At 71.7% G+C, this 16,381-nt stretch carries 14 protein-coding genes; 11 read left to right on the top strand and 3 right to left on the bottom strand.

Annotated elements, in window-relative coordinates; genetic code table 11:
- Window positions 1-1,003: 1,003 nt before the first annotated feature.
- Window positions 1,004-1,396 (bottom strand): CBS domain-containing protein, encoded by a 393-nt coding sequence (locus tag ABZ321_RS08050; protein ID WP_344500864.1) that lies wholly within the window; start codon window positions 1,394-1,396, stop codon window positions 1,004-1,006.
- A 166-nt stretch (window positions 1,397-1,562) separates the two neighbouring features.
- Between ABZ321_RS08050 and ABZ321_RS08045 the strand changes: the two genes are divergently transcribed.
- The 4 genes from ABZ321_RS08045 (at window position 1,563) to ABZ321_RS08030 (ending at window position 5,851) form a co-directional block, all read left to right on the top strand.
- Window positions 1,563-2,999, top strand: a complete 1,437-nt coding sequence (locus tag ABZ321_RS08045; protein WP_344500866.1) for a GuaB1 family IMP dehydrogenase-related protein — start codon at window positions 1,563-1,565, stop codon at window positions 2,997-2,999.
- A gap of 164 nt (window positions 3,000-3,163) precedes the next feature.
- Window positions 3,164-4,474: a hypothetical protein gene (locus ABZ321_RS08040; protein WP_344500868.1), complete on the top strand. Its 1,311-nt coding sequence runs from the start codon at window positions 3,164-3,166 to the stop codon at window positions 4,472-4,474.
- A gap of 64 nt (window positions 4,475-4,538) precedes the next feature.
- Window positions 4,539-5,036 carry a SigE family RNA polymerase sigma factor gene (locus ABZ321_RS08035; RefSeq protein ID WP_354890114.1) on the top strand — a complete coding sequence of 166 codons (498 nt, stop codon included), beginning with the start codon at window positions 4,539-4,541 and terminating at the stop codon, window positions 5,034-5,036.
- Window positions 5,037-5,041: 5 nt separating this feature from the next.
- Entirely contained in the window at window positions 5,042-5,851 is an 810-nt protein-coding gene (locus tag ABZ321_RS08030; RefSeq protein ID WP_354890112.1) for a hypothetical protein, read from the top strand.
- Here the strand turns inward: ABZ321_RS08030 and ABZ321_RS08025 are convergent.
- Window positions 5,817-7,169, bottom strand: coding sequence for a hypothetical protein (locus ABZ321_RS08025; RefSeq protein WP_344500874.1), 1,353 nt, complete (start codon window positions 7,167-7,169; stop codon window positions 5,817-5,819). The two genes, ABZ321_RS08030 and ABZ321_RS08025, sit on opposite strands and share 35 nt — an antisense overlap.
- Entirely contained in the window at window positions 7,166-8,317 is a 1,152-nt protein-coding gene (locus ABZ321_RS08020) for a glycosyltransferase family 4 protein (RefSeq protein ID WP_354890110.1), read from the bottom strand. Before ABZ321_RS08020 ends, ABZ321_RS08025 begins: the two co-directional genes overlap by 4 nt.
- A gap of 34 nt (window positions 8,318-8,351) precedes the next feature.
- Here ABZ321_RS08020 and ABZ321_RS08015 point away from each other — a divergent pair, with 34 nt between their 5' ends.
- From ABZ321_RS08015 to ABZ321_RS07985, 7 genes are all read left to right on the top strand, one after another.
- Window positions 8,352-9,212, top strand: a complete 861-nt coding sequence (locus tag ABZ321_RS08015) for a DNA-formamidopyrimidine glycosylase family protein (RefSeq protein WP_354890108.1) — start codon at window positions 8,352-8,354, stop codon at window positions 9,210-9,212.
- A gap of 13 nt (window positions 9,213-9,225) precedes the next feature.
- Window positions 9,226-10,644 carry a DUF2142 domain-containing protein gene (locus ABZ321_RS08010; RefSeq protein WP_354890106.1) on the top strand — a complete coding sequence of 473 codons (1,419 nt, stop codon included), beginning with the start codon at window positions 9,226-9,228 and terminating at the stop codon, window positions 10,642-10,644.
- A 198-nt stretch (window positions 10,645-10,842) separates the two neighbouring features.
- Window positions 10,843-12,354, top strand: a complete 1,512-nt coding sequence (locus ABZ321_RS08005; RefSeq protein ID WP_344500882.1) for a sugar transferase — start codon at window positions 10,843-10,845, stop codon at window positions 12,352-12,354.
- A 201-nt stretch (window positions 12,355-12,555) separates the two neighbouring features.
- Window positions 12,556-13,743, top strand: coding sequence for a histidine kinase (locus tag ABZ321_RS08000; RefSeq protein ID WP_344500884.1), 1,188 nt, complete (start codon window positions 12,556-12,558; stop codon window positions 13,741-13,743).
- A gap of 20 nt (window positions 13,744-13,763) precedes the next feature.
- Complete coding sequence (locus tag ABZ321_RS07995) at window positions 13,764-14,576, top strand: LytTR family DNA-binding domain-containing protein (RefSeq protein WP_344500886.1); 813 nt, start codon at window positions 13,764-13,766, stop codon at window positions 14,574-14,576.
- A gap of 73 nt (window positions 14,577-14,649) precedes the next feature.
- Window positions 14,650-15,354 carry a response regulator transcription factor gene (locus tag ABZ321_RS07990; RefSeq protein WP_344500888.1) on the top strand — a complete coding sequence of 235 codons (705 nt, stop codon included), beginning with the start codon at window positions 14,650-14,652 and terminating at the stop codon, window positions 15,352-15,354.
- The gene (locus ABZ321_RS07985; RefSeq protein ID WP_344500890.1) at window positions 15,351-16,370 is read left to right on the top strand and encodes an ATP-binding protein; all 1,020 of its coding nucleotides are present in this window, start codon (window positions 15,351-15,353) and stop codon (window positions 16,368-16,370) included. The genes ABZ321_RS07990 and ABZ321_RS07985 overlap by 4 nt, the downstream gene beginning before the upstream one ends.
- Window positions 16,371-16,381: the final 11 nt, after the last annotated feature.

The raw sequence follows: 16,381 nt of genomic DNA, 5'->3' as shown, positions 1-16,381 counted from the left end.
CGCCACCGGCCCACACTGAGCACGGCGTCCTCGAGCCGGGCCGGTCCGGCTCCCTGACGATCGGCGGGCGCGGTTCTCCACGCGGGGGCACGAGGCGGCGCCGCCGGCGCACGAGTCCCCGCGTGGACCCGGCCGTTCCGCTCCTTCCAGTCGCCTCCGGTGCTGCTCGTCGCCGACCGTCGGCCGCCGCGGCCTCGGCCTGCCCGCCGTCCTTGGCTCCCGACGTCCGTCCTGACCTGCCCGGCCGGTTCCGCACGCCCAGCCGGGTCCAGTGGCTGTTCGGGTCCCCTCGTGTCGGCCCGAGTCCTGCGCCTGTTCGGCTCCGTCGTGCCGGTCGGCTGCGACGACCGGTCTCGGGTGCCGCATCTGCCCGGCCAGTGCCTGGTCGCGTGCCTGGTCGCGTGCCTGGCGGGGTGCCTGGTCGCGTGCCCGGCGGGGTGGCCTGCGGGGTGGCCGGCGGGGCTGATTGGTCCTCGCGTGCCCGCCGGGGTCCGCGTGGAGGTCAAGCGCCGCAGGGTGGCCGGTCGCCCCGACGCGGCCGGGTCGAGCCCGACACGACCTGAGTTGTCGTGTGCCCGGCAAGCCCGATCGAGCGCCGCGGCCTGTCGGGCTCCCCGCGGCGCCTCCCTGCCAGTGCGACCTGACCACGGTCCATCGCCCTCAGCACCGGCGAACCCCGAAAGGCGGTACGACCGTCGTCCTGACAGGCTTCACCCGACAACCTCCACGCCGCTGGACCGCCAGCGATGCACCTGCCCCTGATGGACACACCCCCGCAGCCCCTCGACGGATGATCGAAGGACGGTTCTGGTCGCGATGACGGCCGGATCGGTCCTTGGATCTTCGTGTTGGTGGGCACGGTGGCGCCGGCGTCGGTGATTGGCCGGGGGCTGCGGGTGGCGGGGGTGGTTGCCGGGCGTGATCGAAGGACGGTTCCGGTTGTTGGGGCCGGAACCGTTCTTGGATCACGTGGGGGCGGCAGCGGTGGAAGAGGGAAACAGCGTCAGGCGGCTACGGGGGAGTTCTGGTGGACCCAGACGCGGAGGATGTCGCGGACTGAGATGACGCCCAGGACGTCGTCGTTGTCGAGGACGACGAGGTGGCGGAAGCCGCCGCGGACCATGGCGGAGGCGGCCTCTTCGATGGTCCAGGTGGGGCTGGCGTAGACGACTTCCCAGGTGATGTGCTCGGCGGTGCGTTCGACGTCGGGGTCGAGGTCGGCGCCGATGGCTTTGAGGATGTCGCGTTCGGTGATGATGCCGACGCCCGCGCCGTCGGGGTCGAGGACGATGGCGGAGCCGACGCGGTGGCGGGACATCAGCTGGGCGGCCTGGCGGAGCGTGTGGTCGGGGCCGAGCTGGACGACGGCGGTGGACATGGCCTCGTGGACCTGCATCAGGCATCACTCCTCGCAACCGGCACTTCACGCAATTCTCCCTGCTCAGGAGGGCGCGCTCAAGGGTTGACCACCCTCGCGGAGGTGGCAGGAACAGGGGCATGACGCGAGAAGGAGCGCGAGAAGGCCCGATACCGCGCCGGAACGCGCGTTAGAGTTCCGAGACGTGCGCTTCCTCAACGATCAGCAGCCGGGCTATGACCTGACGTATGACGACGTGTTCATGGTGCCGAGCCGCAGCGCCGTCGAGTCACGCATGGCGGTCGACCTGAACTCGCGGGACGGCAGCGGCACGACGATCCCGATCGTGGTGGCGAACATGACCGCGGTCGCGGGGCGGCGGATGGCGGAGACGGTGGCGCGGCGGGGGAGCCTGGCGGTCATCCCGCAGGACATCCCGATCGACGTGGTCGCGGAGGCGGTGTCGTGGGTGAAGCAGCGGCACCTGGTGCACGACACGCCGATCACGCTGGGGCCGACGGAGACGGTGTCGCTGGCGCTGGACCTGCTGCCGAAGCGGGCGCACGGCGCGGTGATCGTCGTGCAGGACGGCCGGCCGGTGGGTGTGGTGACCGAGAGCGACTGCCACGACGTCGACCGGTTCAGCCAGCTGCAGAGCGTGATGTCGCGCAACCTGCAGACGCTGCCGGAGGACATCAGCCCTGAGGACGCGTTCGTGCAGCTGACCGCCGGGCATCACAAGCTCGCCCCGGTCATCAACGCCGAAGGTCGGCTTGTCGGAATTCTGACGCGGAACGCCGCGCTGCGCGCCACGCTGTACCAGCCGGCGGTGGACAAGCACCAGCAGCTGCGCATCGGCGCCGCGATCGGCATCACGGGCGACGCGGCGGGACGGGCCGACAAGCTGCTCGCCGCCGGCGTGGACGTGCTCGTCGTCGACACCGCGCACGGGCACCAGGAGCGGATGATCTCCACGCTGCGGGCCGTCAGGGCGCTGGACCCGGGCGTGCCGGTGGTCGCCGGCAACGTCGTGACCAGGGACGGTGTCGCGGACCTCATCGAGGCGGGCGCCGACATCATCAAGGTCGGCGTCGGGCCGGGCGCGATGTGCACCACGCGGATGATGACCGGGGTGGGCCGGCCGCAGTTCTCCGCGGTGCTCGAGTGCGCGGCGGAGGCGAAGCGGCGCGACAGGCACGTGTGGGCCGACGGCGGCGTGCGTCACCCGCGCGACGTGGCGCTGGCGCTCGCCGCGGGGGCGTCCAACGTGATGATCGGCTCATGGCTGGCCGGCACCCACGAGTCGCCGGGCGACCCGCGGCGCGACCAGAGCGGCCGGCTCTACAAGGAGAACTTCGGCATGGCGTCGGCGCGCGCGGTGAGCCGCCGGACCGCCGACGACAGCGTGTACGAGCGCGCCCGCAAGGCCCTGTTCGAAGAGGGCATCTCATCGTCGCGGATGTACCTGGACCCGCGCCGTCCGGGGGTGGAGGACATCCTCGACGCGATCGTCGCCGGGGTCCGCAGCGCCTGCACGTACGCCGGAGCGGGCAACCTGGAGGAGTTCGCGGAGCGTTCCACAGTGGGCGTGCAGAGCGCCGCCGGGTACGCGGAGGGAAAACCGCTGGATGTCAGTTGGTGAAGGGGCCGACGGGATAGTCTCGTCACCCGCAGGTCACGTATGGTGCGTGTCGTGAAGCTCGTTCGCGACCATGGCTGTCGAGGGTGACCGACCAGCAGCCTCCAGAGGTTACCGGCCAGCAGCCGCCAGAGGTTGCCGGCCAGCAGCCCTCCCGCAGCCGCCGTATGCAGGCGATACGCGTCGCGTCCCGTTTCGTCGGTGCCGGCCTGCTCGACCAGGTCGTCATCGCGACCGCGAACGCGGCCAACACGCTGCTCGGCGGCATCCTGCTGCCCAAGGACCAGTTCGGCGCGCTGGCGCTCGCGCTGAGCGTCGGCTACTTCTCGATGTACCTCAACCGGGCGTTCGTCGGCGACGTGCTACTCGCCCTCGCGTCGCGGTTCGAGGGTGAGCACCGGGGCCGGCTCATCCGCAACGGGCTGACGACCGCGCTTTGCTCCGGCATAACCACGATGGTCGTCTTCACCGTGCTGTGGCTCGTCTGGCCGCACGACGGCAACATCGACCTCGACGAGCTCATCTGGCTGGTGCCGTTCATGGTGCCGCTGATGCTGCACGACACGGCCCGGTGCGACTACCTCGCCGACCGCCGGCCCGACAAGGCGCTCGGCATCGACCTCGTGTGGGCCGGCACCCAGGGCGTCGTGATCATCCTGATGATCCTGACGGGCAACGAGAGCCCGGGCGGGTTCCTCGCCGCGTGGGGGATCGGCGCGACCGCCGGCGCCACCGTCTATCTGCTGCGCGAGCAGCGCGTGCCGTGGCGCGGCAACCCGAAGGCGTGGCTCGCCGAGACCCGGCACCTGTCCGGCTGGTTCACCGCCACCGCGATCGTCGCCCAGGTACAGGTCCTCGCGATCAGTTTCCTCGTCGCCGGCAAGCTGTCGAAGATCGAGCTCGGCAACCTGCGCTTCGTGCAGACCGTGCAGCTGCAGCCGGTACAGAACCTGGTGGCGGCGATCCAGGGGCTGCTGGTGCCGCGGGCGTCCCGGGCCGCCGCCGACGCCGCGAAGCCCGGCGCCGAGGGGGCCGATGCCGCCGCGACCCTGCGCCGCCAGACCAGACAGCTCGCGCTCGCGTTCGCGGTGCTCGGCACGCTGATGGTCGTCATCGTGTGGCCGTTGGTGTCGTGGGTACTGACGACGACGGACAAGTTCGCCGAGGCCGCGCCGCTCGCCCTGCCGATCGCGCTGCAGGGCGCCGTCTACCTGCTCCAGGTGCCGTTCACCGCCGCGATGCGCGGCATGCACCGCGCCAGGATGCTGTTCGTGCAGTACGTCGTGTTCGCGACCGTGTCGCTGACCGGCCTGTCCGTCGGCGCCAGCCAGGGCCTGCAGGGCGCCGCGTGGGGCCTGCTCACCGGCTCCACCACCGGACTCATCTGCATGGTCGTCCTGTACGGGTACGCGCTGAAGTCCGTCGGCCCGCCGGCACCCACGCCGGCGCCGCGACTGGACGCGACCCAGAAGGCCTGAACGCAGAAAGCCTGAGACGCAGAAAGCCGAGCAACCTTTCGGGCCCTCCGGACGTGCAAGGGCCGTGGAAGACACCGACGCCACCTACGTGGCCTTCGTGGAGGCCGCCTGGCAGCGGCACCTGCGGCTGGCCATCCTGCTGGCCGGCGACCGGCACCGCGGCGAGGACCTGCTCCAGGACTGCCTGGTCAGGATCTACGAGCGGTGGCGGCGGCTGGCCCGCGCCGACGACCCGCACGCCTACCTGCGGCGCATGCTCGTCAACAACAACGTGTCGCTGTGGCGGCGGCTGCGCCGCGAGCGGCTCGTCGCCGACCCGCCCGACGCCGCCGACCGCTCCGCCGACCGGCACCCAGACACCGAGCTGCTCCGCGAGGCTCTGCGGGCGCTGGCGCCCCGGCAGCGCGCGGTCGTCGTCCTGCGCCACTACGAGGACCTGCCCGAGACGGAGATCGCGGCCATCCTCGGCTGCTCCGTCGGCACGGTCAAGAGCCAGAACGCGCGGGCGCTCGCCAAGCTGCGGGCCGCCCTGCGCACACCGATCTTCGAACAGAACAGGTGACGCTCATGCCCATCGACCAGCACCTTTCGGACCAGTTGCACGACCTGGTGGACCGCGAGCCCGGCTCGCCCGCGCCGACCCGGCTGCTGCTGGAGCGCGGCCGCCGCCGCGCCCGCCGGCGCCGCACCGCGGCCCTGGCCGGGGTCACTGCCGCCGCCGTCCTCGGGGTCACCGCCGGCGCCGTCGCGCTCCAGCAGTCGCCGGCGAACGGCCCGGCCGCGACCGCGCAGAAGAGCGCGCAGGGAAACGCGCAGGAGAGCACGCAGCAGGGGACGCCGCAGATCAGGCTGGCCGCCGCGGTCGCCGCCAGCGGGTCGACCAGCTACGCGTTCACGATCACGATGGTGGCGGGCCCCGAGACCCGCACCGCCAGGGGCGAGTTCGACCCGGCCGCCACCACCGGCGTGCTGCACTACGGCGACGGCAGCGAGCAGCGCCTCGTCGCCGGGCAACGGTTCATCGGCGACGGCAAGGGCCACTGGAAGTTCCAGAACGACGGGCGGCACGACTCGCTCACGTTCAGCGGCCTCGGCGACGACCCGTTCCCGGTGTCGGGGGACCCCGCTCAGCTGCTGCAGAACCTCGCGAAGGTCGGCACGGTCACCGAGGCGTCCCCCGGCGTCTACCGGTTCACGATTCCGGCCGGTCCGACCGAGGGCGAGGCGACCGTCGCGGACGGCAAGGTCAAGAAGGTCACCTACAACACGCCGTTCTACGGGCTGGTGGACCAGGAGCTGGTCGCCACGGTCACCGTCGAGTTCGCCGACTACGGCAGGACGGTCAAGGTCGAGAAGCCGGAGCGCTGGGTGGACTGACCGGGCCGAGCAGCAGGGCGGCCTCCCCGGCGAGCAGCAGCAGCCACAGCGTGCCGCCCGTGCCACCGATCAGCCACTCGTTCGTGATCATCGTGAACAGCGCGCCCGGGAGCAGCACCACCAGCCAGGGGTCGGCGTCCCGGCGGCGCCGCCACACGTTCCACAGCAGCAGGCCGAGACCGGCGAGGAAAGCGGCGACGCCGGCCACGCCGGCCTTGCGCAGCGCCGCGATCGGCGCGTTGTCGACGGTCAGCTTGATGTCGGCGCCGCTGCTCGCCCGGTACACGGTGGCCCGGGCGTCGCGGGTGTTGCCGAGCAGCTGCTCGGTGCGGCTGTCGTGCCGCCAGTCGGTTCCGACCTGCCGCCACGTCTCGACCCGGCCGCTGCTGACCCCGGCGTCGTCGCCGTACCGCTCCTTGACCAGGAACGACGGGCCGTTGACGAGCAGCACGAGCCCGAGTGCGGCGGCGGGGACGAGGGTGAGGCGGCGGCCGTACCAGATGAACGCCAGCGTCGCGATCGCCATGAGTAGGAAGCCGGTGCGGGAGTCGCTGGCGCACAGGACCAGGGCGGCGGTCGCGACCGATCCGATGCGCTGCCAGGCGGCGACGCCGGTGTCGGCGCCGATGCGGATCGCGGCGAGCACGGCGATGCACGCCATCGCGTTGGGGTGGTCCAGCAGCCAGGACGCGCCCCAGAACCGGTACTCGAAGCCGCGCCCCCACGGCGTGTCCGGCACGACGTGCGGCGACGTGAACAGGTTGCCCGACCCGGCCGCCAGCAGCACCGCGACCGTGCCGAGGAACGCGACCGCGATCCCGAGCGTGAGCCGCGCGAACGACCCCCGGAACGCGAACACCGCCAGCACGACAAGTCCGAAATATCCGGCGTACAGCGTGCGCTGCACCGCGATCTCCGGCTTGAACACCAGCGCCGCACCGAGCGCGCCGATGATCAGGTACGACACGCCGAGCCACGCCGCGCCGGACCGCACGGCAAGGAACGAGACCGGCCGGAACCAGAAGAGCAGCAGCAGGCCCGACAGCAGCAGCAGGCCCCATACGACGGCGCCGGTGTTGGTGTACGTCCAGCTCAGCACCCCCTGCACGGCGAACACCGCACCGAGGACCAGCCCGCGCAGGTCCGAGCCCGGCACCAGCGACACGGTGAGCGCCCCGACCGCCCCCGCGATCAGGCCGGCGACCAGCGCGAGCGCGGCGTCGCGGTAGCTGTCGTCGACGACCAGCTCGACCGCGCCGGCGATGAGGCCGACGGCCACGATCCCGGCGACGGTCCAACCGGCCCGCCGGGGGGTCACCGCACGACGCTGCGGTAGACGTCGATCAGCCGCTGGGTGAGCACATCAGGGGAGAAGTGCCCCTCGAAGCGCGCCCGCGCCACCGGCGCCAGGGCCGCGGCGCCCGCGTGCGCCACGATCAGCCCGCCGGCGAGCGCGGCGGGATCGGGCTCGACGACCCACCCGGCGTCGCCGGCGAGGAACGGCAGCCCGCCCCGGTCCGTGACCAGCACCGGCCGCCCCGCGCACAGCGCCTCCAGCACGATCGTGGGCAGCACGTCGTGCCACGTGGACGCCGCGATCACACACGACGCGGCGCCGATCTGCGCCCGCACCTCGGCGTTCGGCAGCACCCCCAGATACGTGATGTCCGAGCGTTCCGCGGCGGCCGCCTCGGCCAGCGGGCGCAGCGGGCCGTCGCCGATGATCCGCAGCGGCCCCAGCGCCCCGTCCGGGTGCCGCCGCCACGCGTCCAGCACCAGCGACAGGCCCTTCTCGGGGGTCAGCCGCGCCGCGTACAGGAACCCCTCGCCGCGACCGGGGGCCGCTCCCGTGTCCGGGATGCCGTTCGGCTTGACCGTGATCCGCTCGTCCGGGATGCCGAAGTCGCGCAGGTGCTCCGCGATCCGGTCGGTGAGCGCGACGAACCGGTCCACCCCGCGCCAGGTGCCGCGGTGCACGGCGAGCGTCGTCGCCATCACCGCGGACTGCGCCTTCGAGTCCCGGTAGCACGAGTGCCGGATCGCCGGCAGCGCGAACGACTTGCCCCGGCACTCGGTGCAGATGTGCCCGTCGCGGAAATAGAGTCCCGGCGCGCAGACCTGGCGGTAGTTGTGGACGGTGTGCACCACCGGTACACCTGCCGAATGCGCCGTCCGGACCACCCAGGGCGACAGGAGCGGATAGGCGTTGTGCAAATGCAACACGTCCGGCTTTTCCGCTTTTATCAGCTTTTCCAGGGCGCGCTGCGAGTCGCCGTTGCGGATCGGTGACAGCGGCAGCAGCACCTTCCGCGCCGTGGAGAACGTGCCGATCTCGTCGGAGCTGCGCAGAAACGGCAGCACCGACACCCCGGCCTTGGACAGTTGCGCGATCTCGGCATCGACGATGACATTCTCACCGGACGGTGCGCCGGACGCGTAGCGATTGTGCGCGACAACGACCTTCATGACGGGAAAAGACTAACTGAGGCAGACTGTACGAGTGCCCGAGCTTCCCGAGGTCGAAGCGCTCGCCGCGTTCCTCCGCGAGCGCGCCGTCGGCCACACCATCGACCGCATCGAGGTCCCGTCGCTGAGCGCGTTGAAGACCTTCGACCCGCCGGTGACCGCCGCCGCCGGCCAGGCCCTGACCGGCGCGTCCCGGCACGGCAAGTTCCTCGACATCCACGTCGGCGACGACCTGCACCTTGTCACCCACCTGGCCCGCGCCGGCTGGCTGCACTACCGCGAGACGTTCAACGCCAAGACCCCGCTCAAACCGGGCTCCGGCCCGATCGCCGTCCGGGTGCGACTCGACGACGACTCCGGCTTCGACCTCACCGAGGCCGGCACGAAGAAGAGCCTCGCCGCCTACTTCGTCACCGACCCCCGGCTGGTGCCCGGCATCGCCCGGCTCGGCCCCGACGTCCTCGCGGTCACCACCGACGAGTTCGCGACCGCGATCCGCAGCCGCAAAGGCCAGATCAAGGGCGTCCTCACCGACCAGACCGTGATCGCCGGCGTCGGCAACGCCTACTCGGACGAGATCCTGCACGCCGCCAAGATGTCGCCGTTCGCGCTGACCAACCGCATCACCGACGACACGATGGCCACCCTGCACACCGCCACCCGCGCCGTGCTGACCGACGCCGTCACCCGCTCGGTCGGGCAGAAGGCGGCGACCCTGAAGTCGGAGAAGCGCTCCGGCCTCGCCGTGCATGCCCGCACCGGCCTGCCCTGCCCCGTCTGCGGAGACACCGTCCGCGAGGTCTCGTTCGCCGACACGTCGCTGCAGTACTGCCCCACCTGCCAGACCAACGGCAAACCCTTGGCCGACCGGCGGCTGTCGAAGCTCGTGCGCTGACTACGCTGGCCCGGTGCGCCGTGCCTTCCTGATCGCGTTCATCGGCTTCTTCCTCCTCGGCGCGGCATGGGCGCTCGCGCTGCCGTCCAACGGCACCTACGACGAGAAGCAGCACCTCGTCAGGGCCTGGGCCGTGTGGACCGGCCAGTGGCTGCCGCACGACCGGGCCGTGGACGACAGCGGCATCGAGACCAACGCGTTCACCGGCCCGCGCAGCCTGCTGCCGCTCAACGCCGACTGCACCCGGCTGGGCCGGCCCTCGTACCAGCCGGCGTCCTGCCTCACCTTCACCGACGACCGGTCCGACGTGCTCCAGCCCAGCGCCGCCGCCCGGTACAGCCCGGTCTACTACGCCCTCGTCGGCCTGCCGTTGCGGATCTCCCCGACGAACGCCGGCCTGATCTGGGCGCGGCTGCTGTCCGCCCTGCTGTCGGCCCTGCTGCTCGCCGTGGCGTTCGCCCTCGCCGGCACGGCGCTGCTCCGGGCCTCGGTCGTGCTCGCCGCGACCCCGATGCTGCTGAACCTCGCCGGCGCGCTCAACCCCAACGGCCTGGAGATCAGCGCCGCCGTCCTGCTCTACGTCGCCGCGCTGCGCAAACACTGGCCCGCGGCAGGGGTCGCCGCGGCGCTGCTGCTGACCACCAGGGACCTCGGTCCGTTCTTCGCGGCGTCGGTACTGGCGGTGTCGCTGTTCGTGACGAAGACCTGGGTCCGGTCGTGGGCATTCTGGCTGCCGGCCGCCGGCGGCCTCGCGTTCGCCGTCTTCTGGACACTGGTCGCGTCCCGGGGCGATGCCGTCGACCCCGGCCGGCCGATCGCGGCCACCACCAGCGGGGCGATCCTGCGCGACATCGCTGACAACCGCGCCGAGTTCTGGATCCGCCAGATCGTCGGCCAGTTCGGCTACGGCGAGACCACCGTCTCACTCGGCATGATCGGACTCTGGTACCTGCTGATCCTCGCCGTGGTCGTTCCCGCCCTCTGGTTCGGACCGTGGCGGCTGCGCATCGGGATCCTCGCTGTCAGCCTGGCGTCTCTGGTGTTGTTGGTCGCCCTGGAGCTCTACTTCGCCCCGAAGGTCGGCCACTTCGCCCACGGCCGCTACGTCATGCCGCTCGCCGTCGGCGCGGTCCTCCTCGCCGGGTCCACCGACCGTTACGCAACGTGGCCCCCCTCTCGCTGGCTCGTGCCGGCGATCGTCGCCGTGACGATCCCGCTCCACCTGTACGCGCTGGCCCGCGTCATGACCCGCTTCCAGCACGGAATCAACGAACGGCTGAACCCGTTCGGTGGAACCTGGCAGCCGCCGCTCGGCAGTGTTGTGCCCCTTCTGGCGTGTTTGGTAGGTGGTGCGCTACTCGCGGTGATTGTCACGCGGAGTTCTGTCCGGCCCACGCCAGTGCACTCGACAGCCAACACGTTCAGCAACTAGTCTCGGCCGGTCGTCGTCAGTAGCCCGAACCAACATGGGACACTTCTCGCGTGCGATCGGGTGTTCTTGCGTCGGCGACCACATCCCACCCGGTCGAGCAGTTGAGCGCCCTGATCCCCGGATCGTGGTGCGAGAGGACACACTCAGGTGACCGCTAGTCTCCAACGTCCGGCCACCCCGCCGAGCCGGAGATCTATCTTGGGTGAGCTTGACAGCTTCGAGATCCTTCCCGAACACGCGCTCACTCCGCTCGGCCCCAACGGCGTGCCCCGCTCCGGCTGGCAGCGCGCCCGGCGGGTCTCCCGGTGGCACCGCCCCTACGCGGCGATCCTCCTGCTGCTCGACACCCTCGCCTGTGTCATGGCCAGCGTCACCGCGAGGACCTTCCTCGACACCAAGACCAACGAGATCTTCGAGCAGGCCCCCGGCCTGTGGACCTCGATCACGTTCGGGATCCTGCCCGCCGTCTGGCTGCTCGTCCTCTGGGGCCACGGCGCCTACGACCGCCGCTACCTCGGCACCGGCACCGACGAGTTCAAGCGCGTCGTGCGCGCCTCGTGGACCGTCGTCGCGATCGTCGCCTTCGCCGCGTTCGCGACCAAGACCGCGGTCTCCCGGACCTCGGTCGGCGCCGCGCTCGTCGGCGGCCTGCTCTACGTGCTCGTCCTGCGCTACTTCGCCAGACGCGCCCTGCAGTACGTGCGGACCAAGTTCAACCTCGCGACCCACCGGCTGCTGCTCATCGGCACGCTCCAGGAGGCGCTCGAGGTCCATCAGGCGATCGCCCGCGACCCCGCCGCCGGCCTCGTCCCCGTCGGCATCCACCTGATCGAGGGCTACGCGCCACGGCCGAGCACCGTCACCCCGGTGCCCGTCCACGCCGGCCGCGACATCCTCTCCCTGGTCCGCGAGCTCAACGCCGACACGATCGCCGTCTGCGGCTCCGCCAGCGCCGAGCCCGTCGAGCTGCGGCGCCTCGCCTGGCAGCTGGAAGGCACCGGCATCGACCTCGCCGTCGCCCCGCAGCTCACCGACATCGCCGGCCCGCGCGTCCACATCCGGCCGATCGAGGGCATCCCGCTGCTCTACGTCGAGGAGCCCAAGCTCTCCGGCATCGGCTGGCTCTTCAAGAACGTCATCGACCGGGTCCTGGCGCTCGTCGCCCTGCTCATCGTCCTGCCGTTCTTCCCGATCGTCGCCCTCGCCATCAGGCTCTCCGACCCGGGTCCGATCTTCTTCCGCCAGCCCCGCATCGGCCGCGAAGGCAAGATGTTCAAGGTCTGGAAGCTGCGGACCATGTACGTCGACGCCGAAGAACGCCAGGCCACCCTCGACGAGCACAACGAGAGCGACGGCCTGCTCTTCAAGATGAAGAACGACCCGCGGGTCTTCAAGGTCGGCAAGTGGCTGCGCGCCACCTCGATCGACGAGCTCCCGCAGATCCTCAACGTCCTCGCCGGCGAGATGTCGCTGGTCGGCCCCCGCCCCCTCCCCGCCGACGACGGCGACTTCCTCGGCGACGTGCGCCGCCGCCTCCTCGTCCGCCCCGGCATCACGGGCCTGTGGCAGGTCAGCGGCCGCAGCGACCTCTCCTGGGACGACGCGGTCCGCCTCGACCTCTACTACGTCGACAACTGGTCCCTCGTCCTGGACCTGCACACCCTCTGGCGCACCATCGGCGTCGTCGTCTTCCGCAAGGGCGCCTACTGACCCGGCGGGCACCGATTGGGTAGGGGCTTCGGGATCTGGCCGGCATCGCGTTGGTGCGCACGCGCCTGAGCCGGCCCTCCGCGCCCGCCCTGCCATTCATCCGCTCCTCACCCGCCATCTCGTCACCCTCCCGCTGGGCTGCGGTGTCTCGCCGGGGATTTCGGTCTGTCGTGGGCTGCTCGGGTGGTCCAGGATGGGCGCGTGGGTGGGAACCTGGCCGCTGGGATCGCGGTCGTCGGGCTGGCGGTGGCGCTCGGCGTCGCGGTGTGGGCCGTGGTCCGGCTGCGGTCGCGGCGGGCGATCGCGACGGCGGCGCAGCGGGCGACGTACGACGTGCTGCACATCGCGGCGCTCGCGGCCGAGCCGTTGCGCAACGGGCTGACCGACGTCGCGGCGGGCAAGGCGGTCCGGCATCTGCGGACGCTCACCGGGGCCGCCGGGATCGCGGTCACCGACGCGGCGCGGGTGCTGGCGTTCGACGGGGCGGGGGAGCACCACCGGGAGCAGGTGGCGGCGGCCGGGGCGAAGGCGGTCACCGCCGGGCGGTCCACCGTGCTCGGCAGCGACGAACTGCCGTGCGACCTCGTCGACTGCCCGGTCCGCGGGGCCGTCGTCGTCCCCCTCGCGCAGCGGGAGGGGGCGCTCGTCGCGCTGTCGGACGGGCCGCCGGCGCCGGGGCTCGTGCAGGCCACGGCGGAGACCGCGCGCTGGGTGGGGACGCAGCTGGCGCTCGCCGAGCTCGACACGTCGCGGGCGCGGCTGGCCAGGGCGGAGGTCCGGGCGCTGCGGGCGCAGATCAGCCCGCACTTCATCTACAACGCGTTGACGGCAATTGCGAGTTTTGTCCGGACCGATCCCGAGCTGGCGCGGGAGTTGATTCTCGAGTTCGCGGAGTTCACGCGGTACTCGTTCCGGGCGCACGGGGAGTTCACCACACTCGCCGAGGAGCTGCGGTCCATCGACCGGTACCTGACGATCGAGCGGGCGCGGTTCGGTGAGCGGCTGCAGGTGCGGCTCCAGATCGCGCCGGAGGTCCTGCCCGTGACGCTGCCGTTCCTGTGCCTGCAGCCGCTGGTCGAGAACGCGGTGCGGCACGGGTTGTCGCGGAAGCCCGGGATGGGCACGATCAGCATCGTGGCGCGGGACGCGGGCGCGGAATGTCACATCACCGTCGAGGACGACGGGGTGGGGATGGAGCCTGCCGCGCTGCTCAGCGCCGACGACACCACCGACGCCGGGCAGCACGTCGGGTTGCGCAACGTCGATGAGCGGCTACGGTCGGTCTTTGGTGACGGGTTCGGCGTCGTGGTCGAGACGGCCCCCGACGCGGGCACGAAGGTCAGCATGCGGGTCCCGAAGTTCCACCCCGGAGTGCGGAGCAGCCAATGAACCGGAGTGCGGAGCAGCCGATGAGCTCGAGCGCGGGCAGGAGCCTTACCGGCCAGGTCGTGCACGAGCACCAGCAGCAGCCCGGCTTCCTGCGGGTCCTCGCCGTCGACGACGAGGTGCCCGCGCTCGACGAGCTCGCGTACCTGCTGCGCGCCGACCCCCGCGTCGGCCGGCTCCACACGGCCGGCGACGCGACCGAGGCGCTGCGGGTCCTGCGGGACATCGACGTCGACGCCGTCTTCCTCGACATCCGCATGCCCGGGCTCGACGGCATGGAGCTCGCCCGGGTCCTCGGCCGGTTCGCCAAGCCGCCCGCCGTGGTGTTCGTGACCGCGTACGACGACCGCGCCGCCGAGGCGTTCGACCTGGGCGTCGCCGACTACGTGCGCAAACCGGTCCGCGCCGACCGGATCGCGGAGTCGCTGCGCCGCGTGCTGGCCGCCAGGCTCGTGCCCACGCACCCGTCCGTGGCCGGCCGCCGCGACCGGCAGGACGACCCGACGATCCCCGTCGAACTCGCCGGCACGACGAGGATGCTGCCCCGCTCGTCGGTCCGCTGGGTCGAGGCCCAGGGCGACTACGCCAGGCTCCACACCGCAGACGCGTCCCACCTGGTCAGAGTGTCTCTGGCGACCCTCGCGGAGCGTTGGGCGGACGCGGGTTTCGTACGGGTGCACCGCTCCTTCCTGGTGCAGCTGAAGCTCATCACCGAGCTGCGGATGACCAACACCGGCTACGTGGTGGTCATCGACGACCACGAGCTGCCGGTGAGCCGGCGGCACACCAGAGAGCTGAAGGACAGACTGGTCCGCGCCGCGAAGTCGTGGTCATAACAAAGGACAGGTCTTCACGACTTCCACACATCACGCACCGTTGCCCCTCGCATCTACCCAATACGCTGCTGGCATGACCGCAGGTGGGGCAGGGGAACGGCGCAGGGTGCTCGTCGTCGACGACGAGCGGATGATCGCGGAATCGATCGCCGTCCGGCTCCGCGCCGAAGGGTTCGCCGTCGACCAGGCGCACGACGGGCCGTCCGCGGTCGCCGCGGCCCGCCTGCTGCGCCCCGACCTGGTCGTGCTCGACGTGATGCTGCCCGGGTTCGACGGCCTCGAGGTGTGCCGGCGCATCCAGGCGGAGCGGCCCGTCGCCGTGCTCATGCTCACCGCCCGTGACGACGAGACGGACCTGCTCGTCGGGCTCGCGGTCGGCGCCGACGACTACCTCACCAAACCGTTCTCGATGCGGGAGCTCGCCGCCCGCGTCCACGTGCTGCTGCGGCGCCTGGAGCGGCTGGCGCAGTCCCAGCCGGACCCGGACGCCACCCCGATCGTCCTCGGCGACCTGGAGATCAACCGGGCGCAGCGGCGGGTCAGCCGCGGCGGCGTCGAGGCGCACCTGACGCCGACCGAGTTCGACCTGCTGGTGAACCTCGCGACCCGCCCCCGCACGGTCCTGCCCCGGGAGCGGCTGCTCGCGGAGGTGTGGGGCTGGGCGGACGCGTCAGGCACCCGGACCGTCGACAGCCACATCAAGGCGCTGCGCCGCAAGCTCGGGTCCGACCTGATCCGGACCGTCCACGGAGTCGGGTACGCGCTGGAGACCACATGAAGCACTTCCTGGACCTGCTGCCCCGGCCGCTCGACCCGCTGCGCTCGATCAAGCTGAAGCTCGCGGTGCTGCTCGTCGCGTCCGCCGGCGCGGGCCTCGGCGTGTTCTGGATCGGCATCGGCTGGATCCCGCCGACGACGACGGAGATCGCGCTGACGGTCGGGCTGCTCACCTCGCAGGTCCTGGCCCGCGGGGTGACGTCGCCGCTGCGCGACATGACCGCCGCGGCGCAGGCGATGGCCCGCGGCGACTACTCCGCCCGGGTCAGGGCGACGTCGAAGGACGAGGTCGGCCAGCTCGCCGTCGCGTTCAACCAGATGGCCGCCGAGCTCGCCGCCGCCGACCAGCAGCGCCGCGAGCTGATCGCCAACGTCTCGCACGAGCTGCGGACCCCGATCTCGGCGGTTCAGGCTGTACTGGAGAACGTCGTCGACGGTGTCGTCCAGCCCGACCAGGCGACGCTGCGTACCGCGCTCGCCCAGACCGAACGCCTCGGGCGGCTCGTCACCGAGCTGCTCGACCTGTCCCGCCTCGACGCCGGCGTGGTCCCGCTGGACCGGGAGGACTTCCGGATCGAGGACCTGCTCATCGAGGTGGTGGCCGAGGCCGAGGTGAAGGCCACCGCCGCCGGCTACAAGGTCGAGTACCTGTCCTGCGCCTTCCCGGAGAACGCCCTGGTCAGTGCCGACCGGGCGCGGCTGCACCACGTCCTGACCAACCTGGTCGACAACGCGACCCGGCACAGCTCCGACGGCGGGACCGTCACGATCATCGGCCGGCGCGACGGCGACCGGGTGATGATCGAGGTCGCCGACGAAGGGCCCGGCATCCCGTACACGGAGCGGGAGCGGGTCTTCGAACGCTTCACCCGCGGCGCCCGCGCCTCCGGTGGCGGCACGGGTCTGGGGCTGGCGATCGCCCAGTGGCTCATCGAGCTGCACAACGGCACGATCGCGGTCATCGAGCAACCGGATGGCATGGCGGGTTGCCGCATCCGGGTCACCCTGCCCGTCTGATCCAAGCGTCT

Source organism: Dactylosporangium sp. NPDC006015 (genome assembly GCF_040614215.1).
Classification (GTDB): domain Bacteria; phylum Actinomycetota; class Actinomycetes; order Mycobacteriales; family Micromonosporaceae; genus Dactylosporangium; species Dactylosporangium maewongense.
This window is presented reverse-complemented; position numbering and strand designations above follow the sequence as displayed.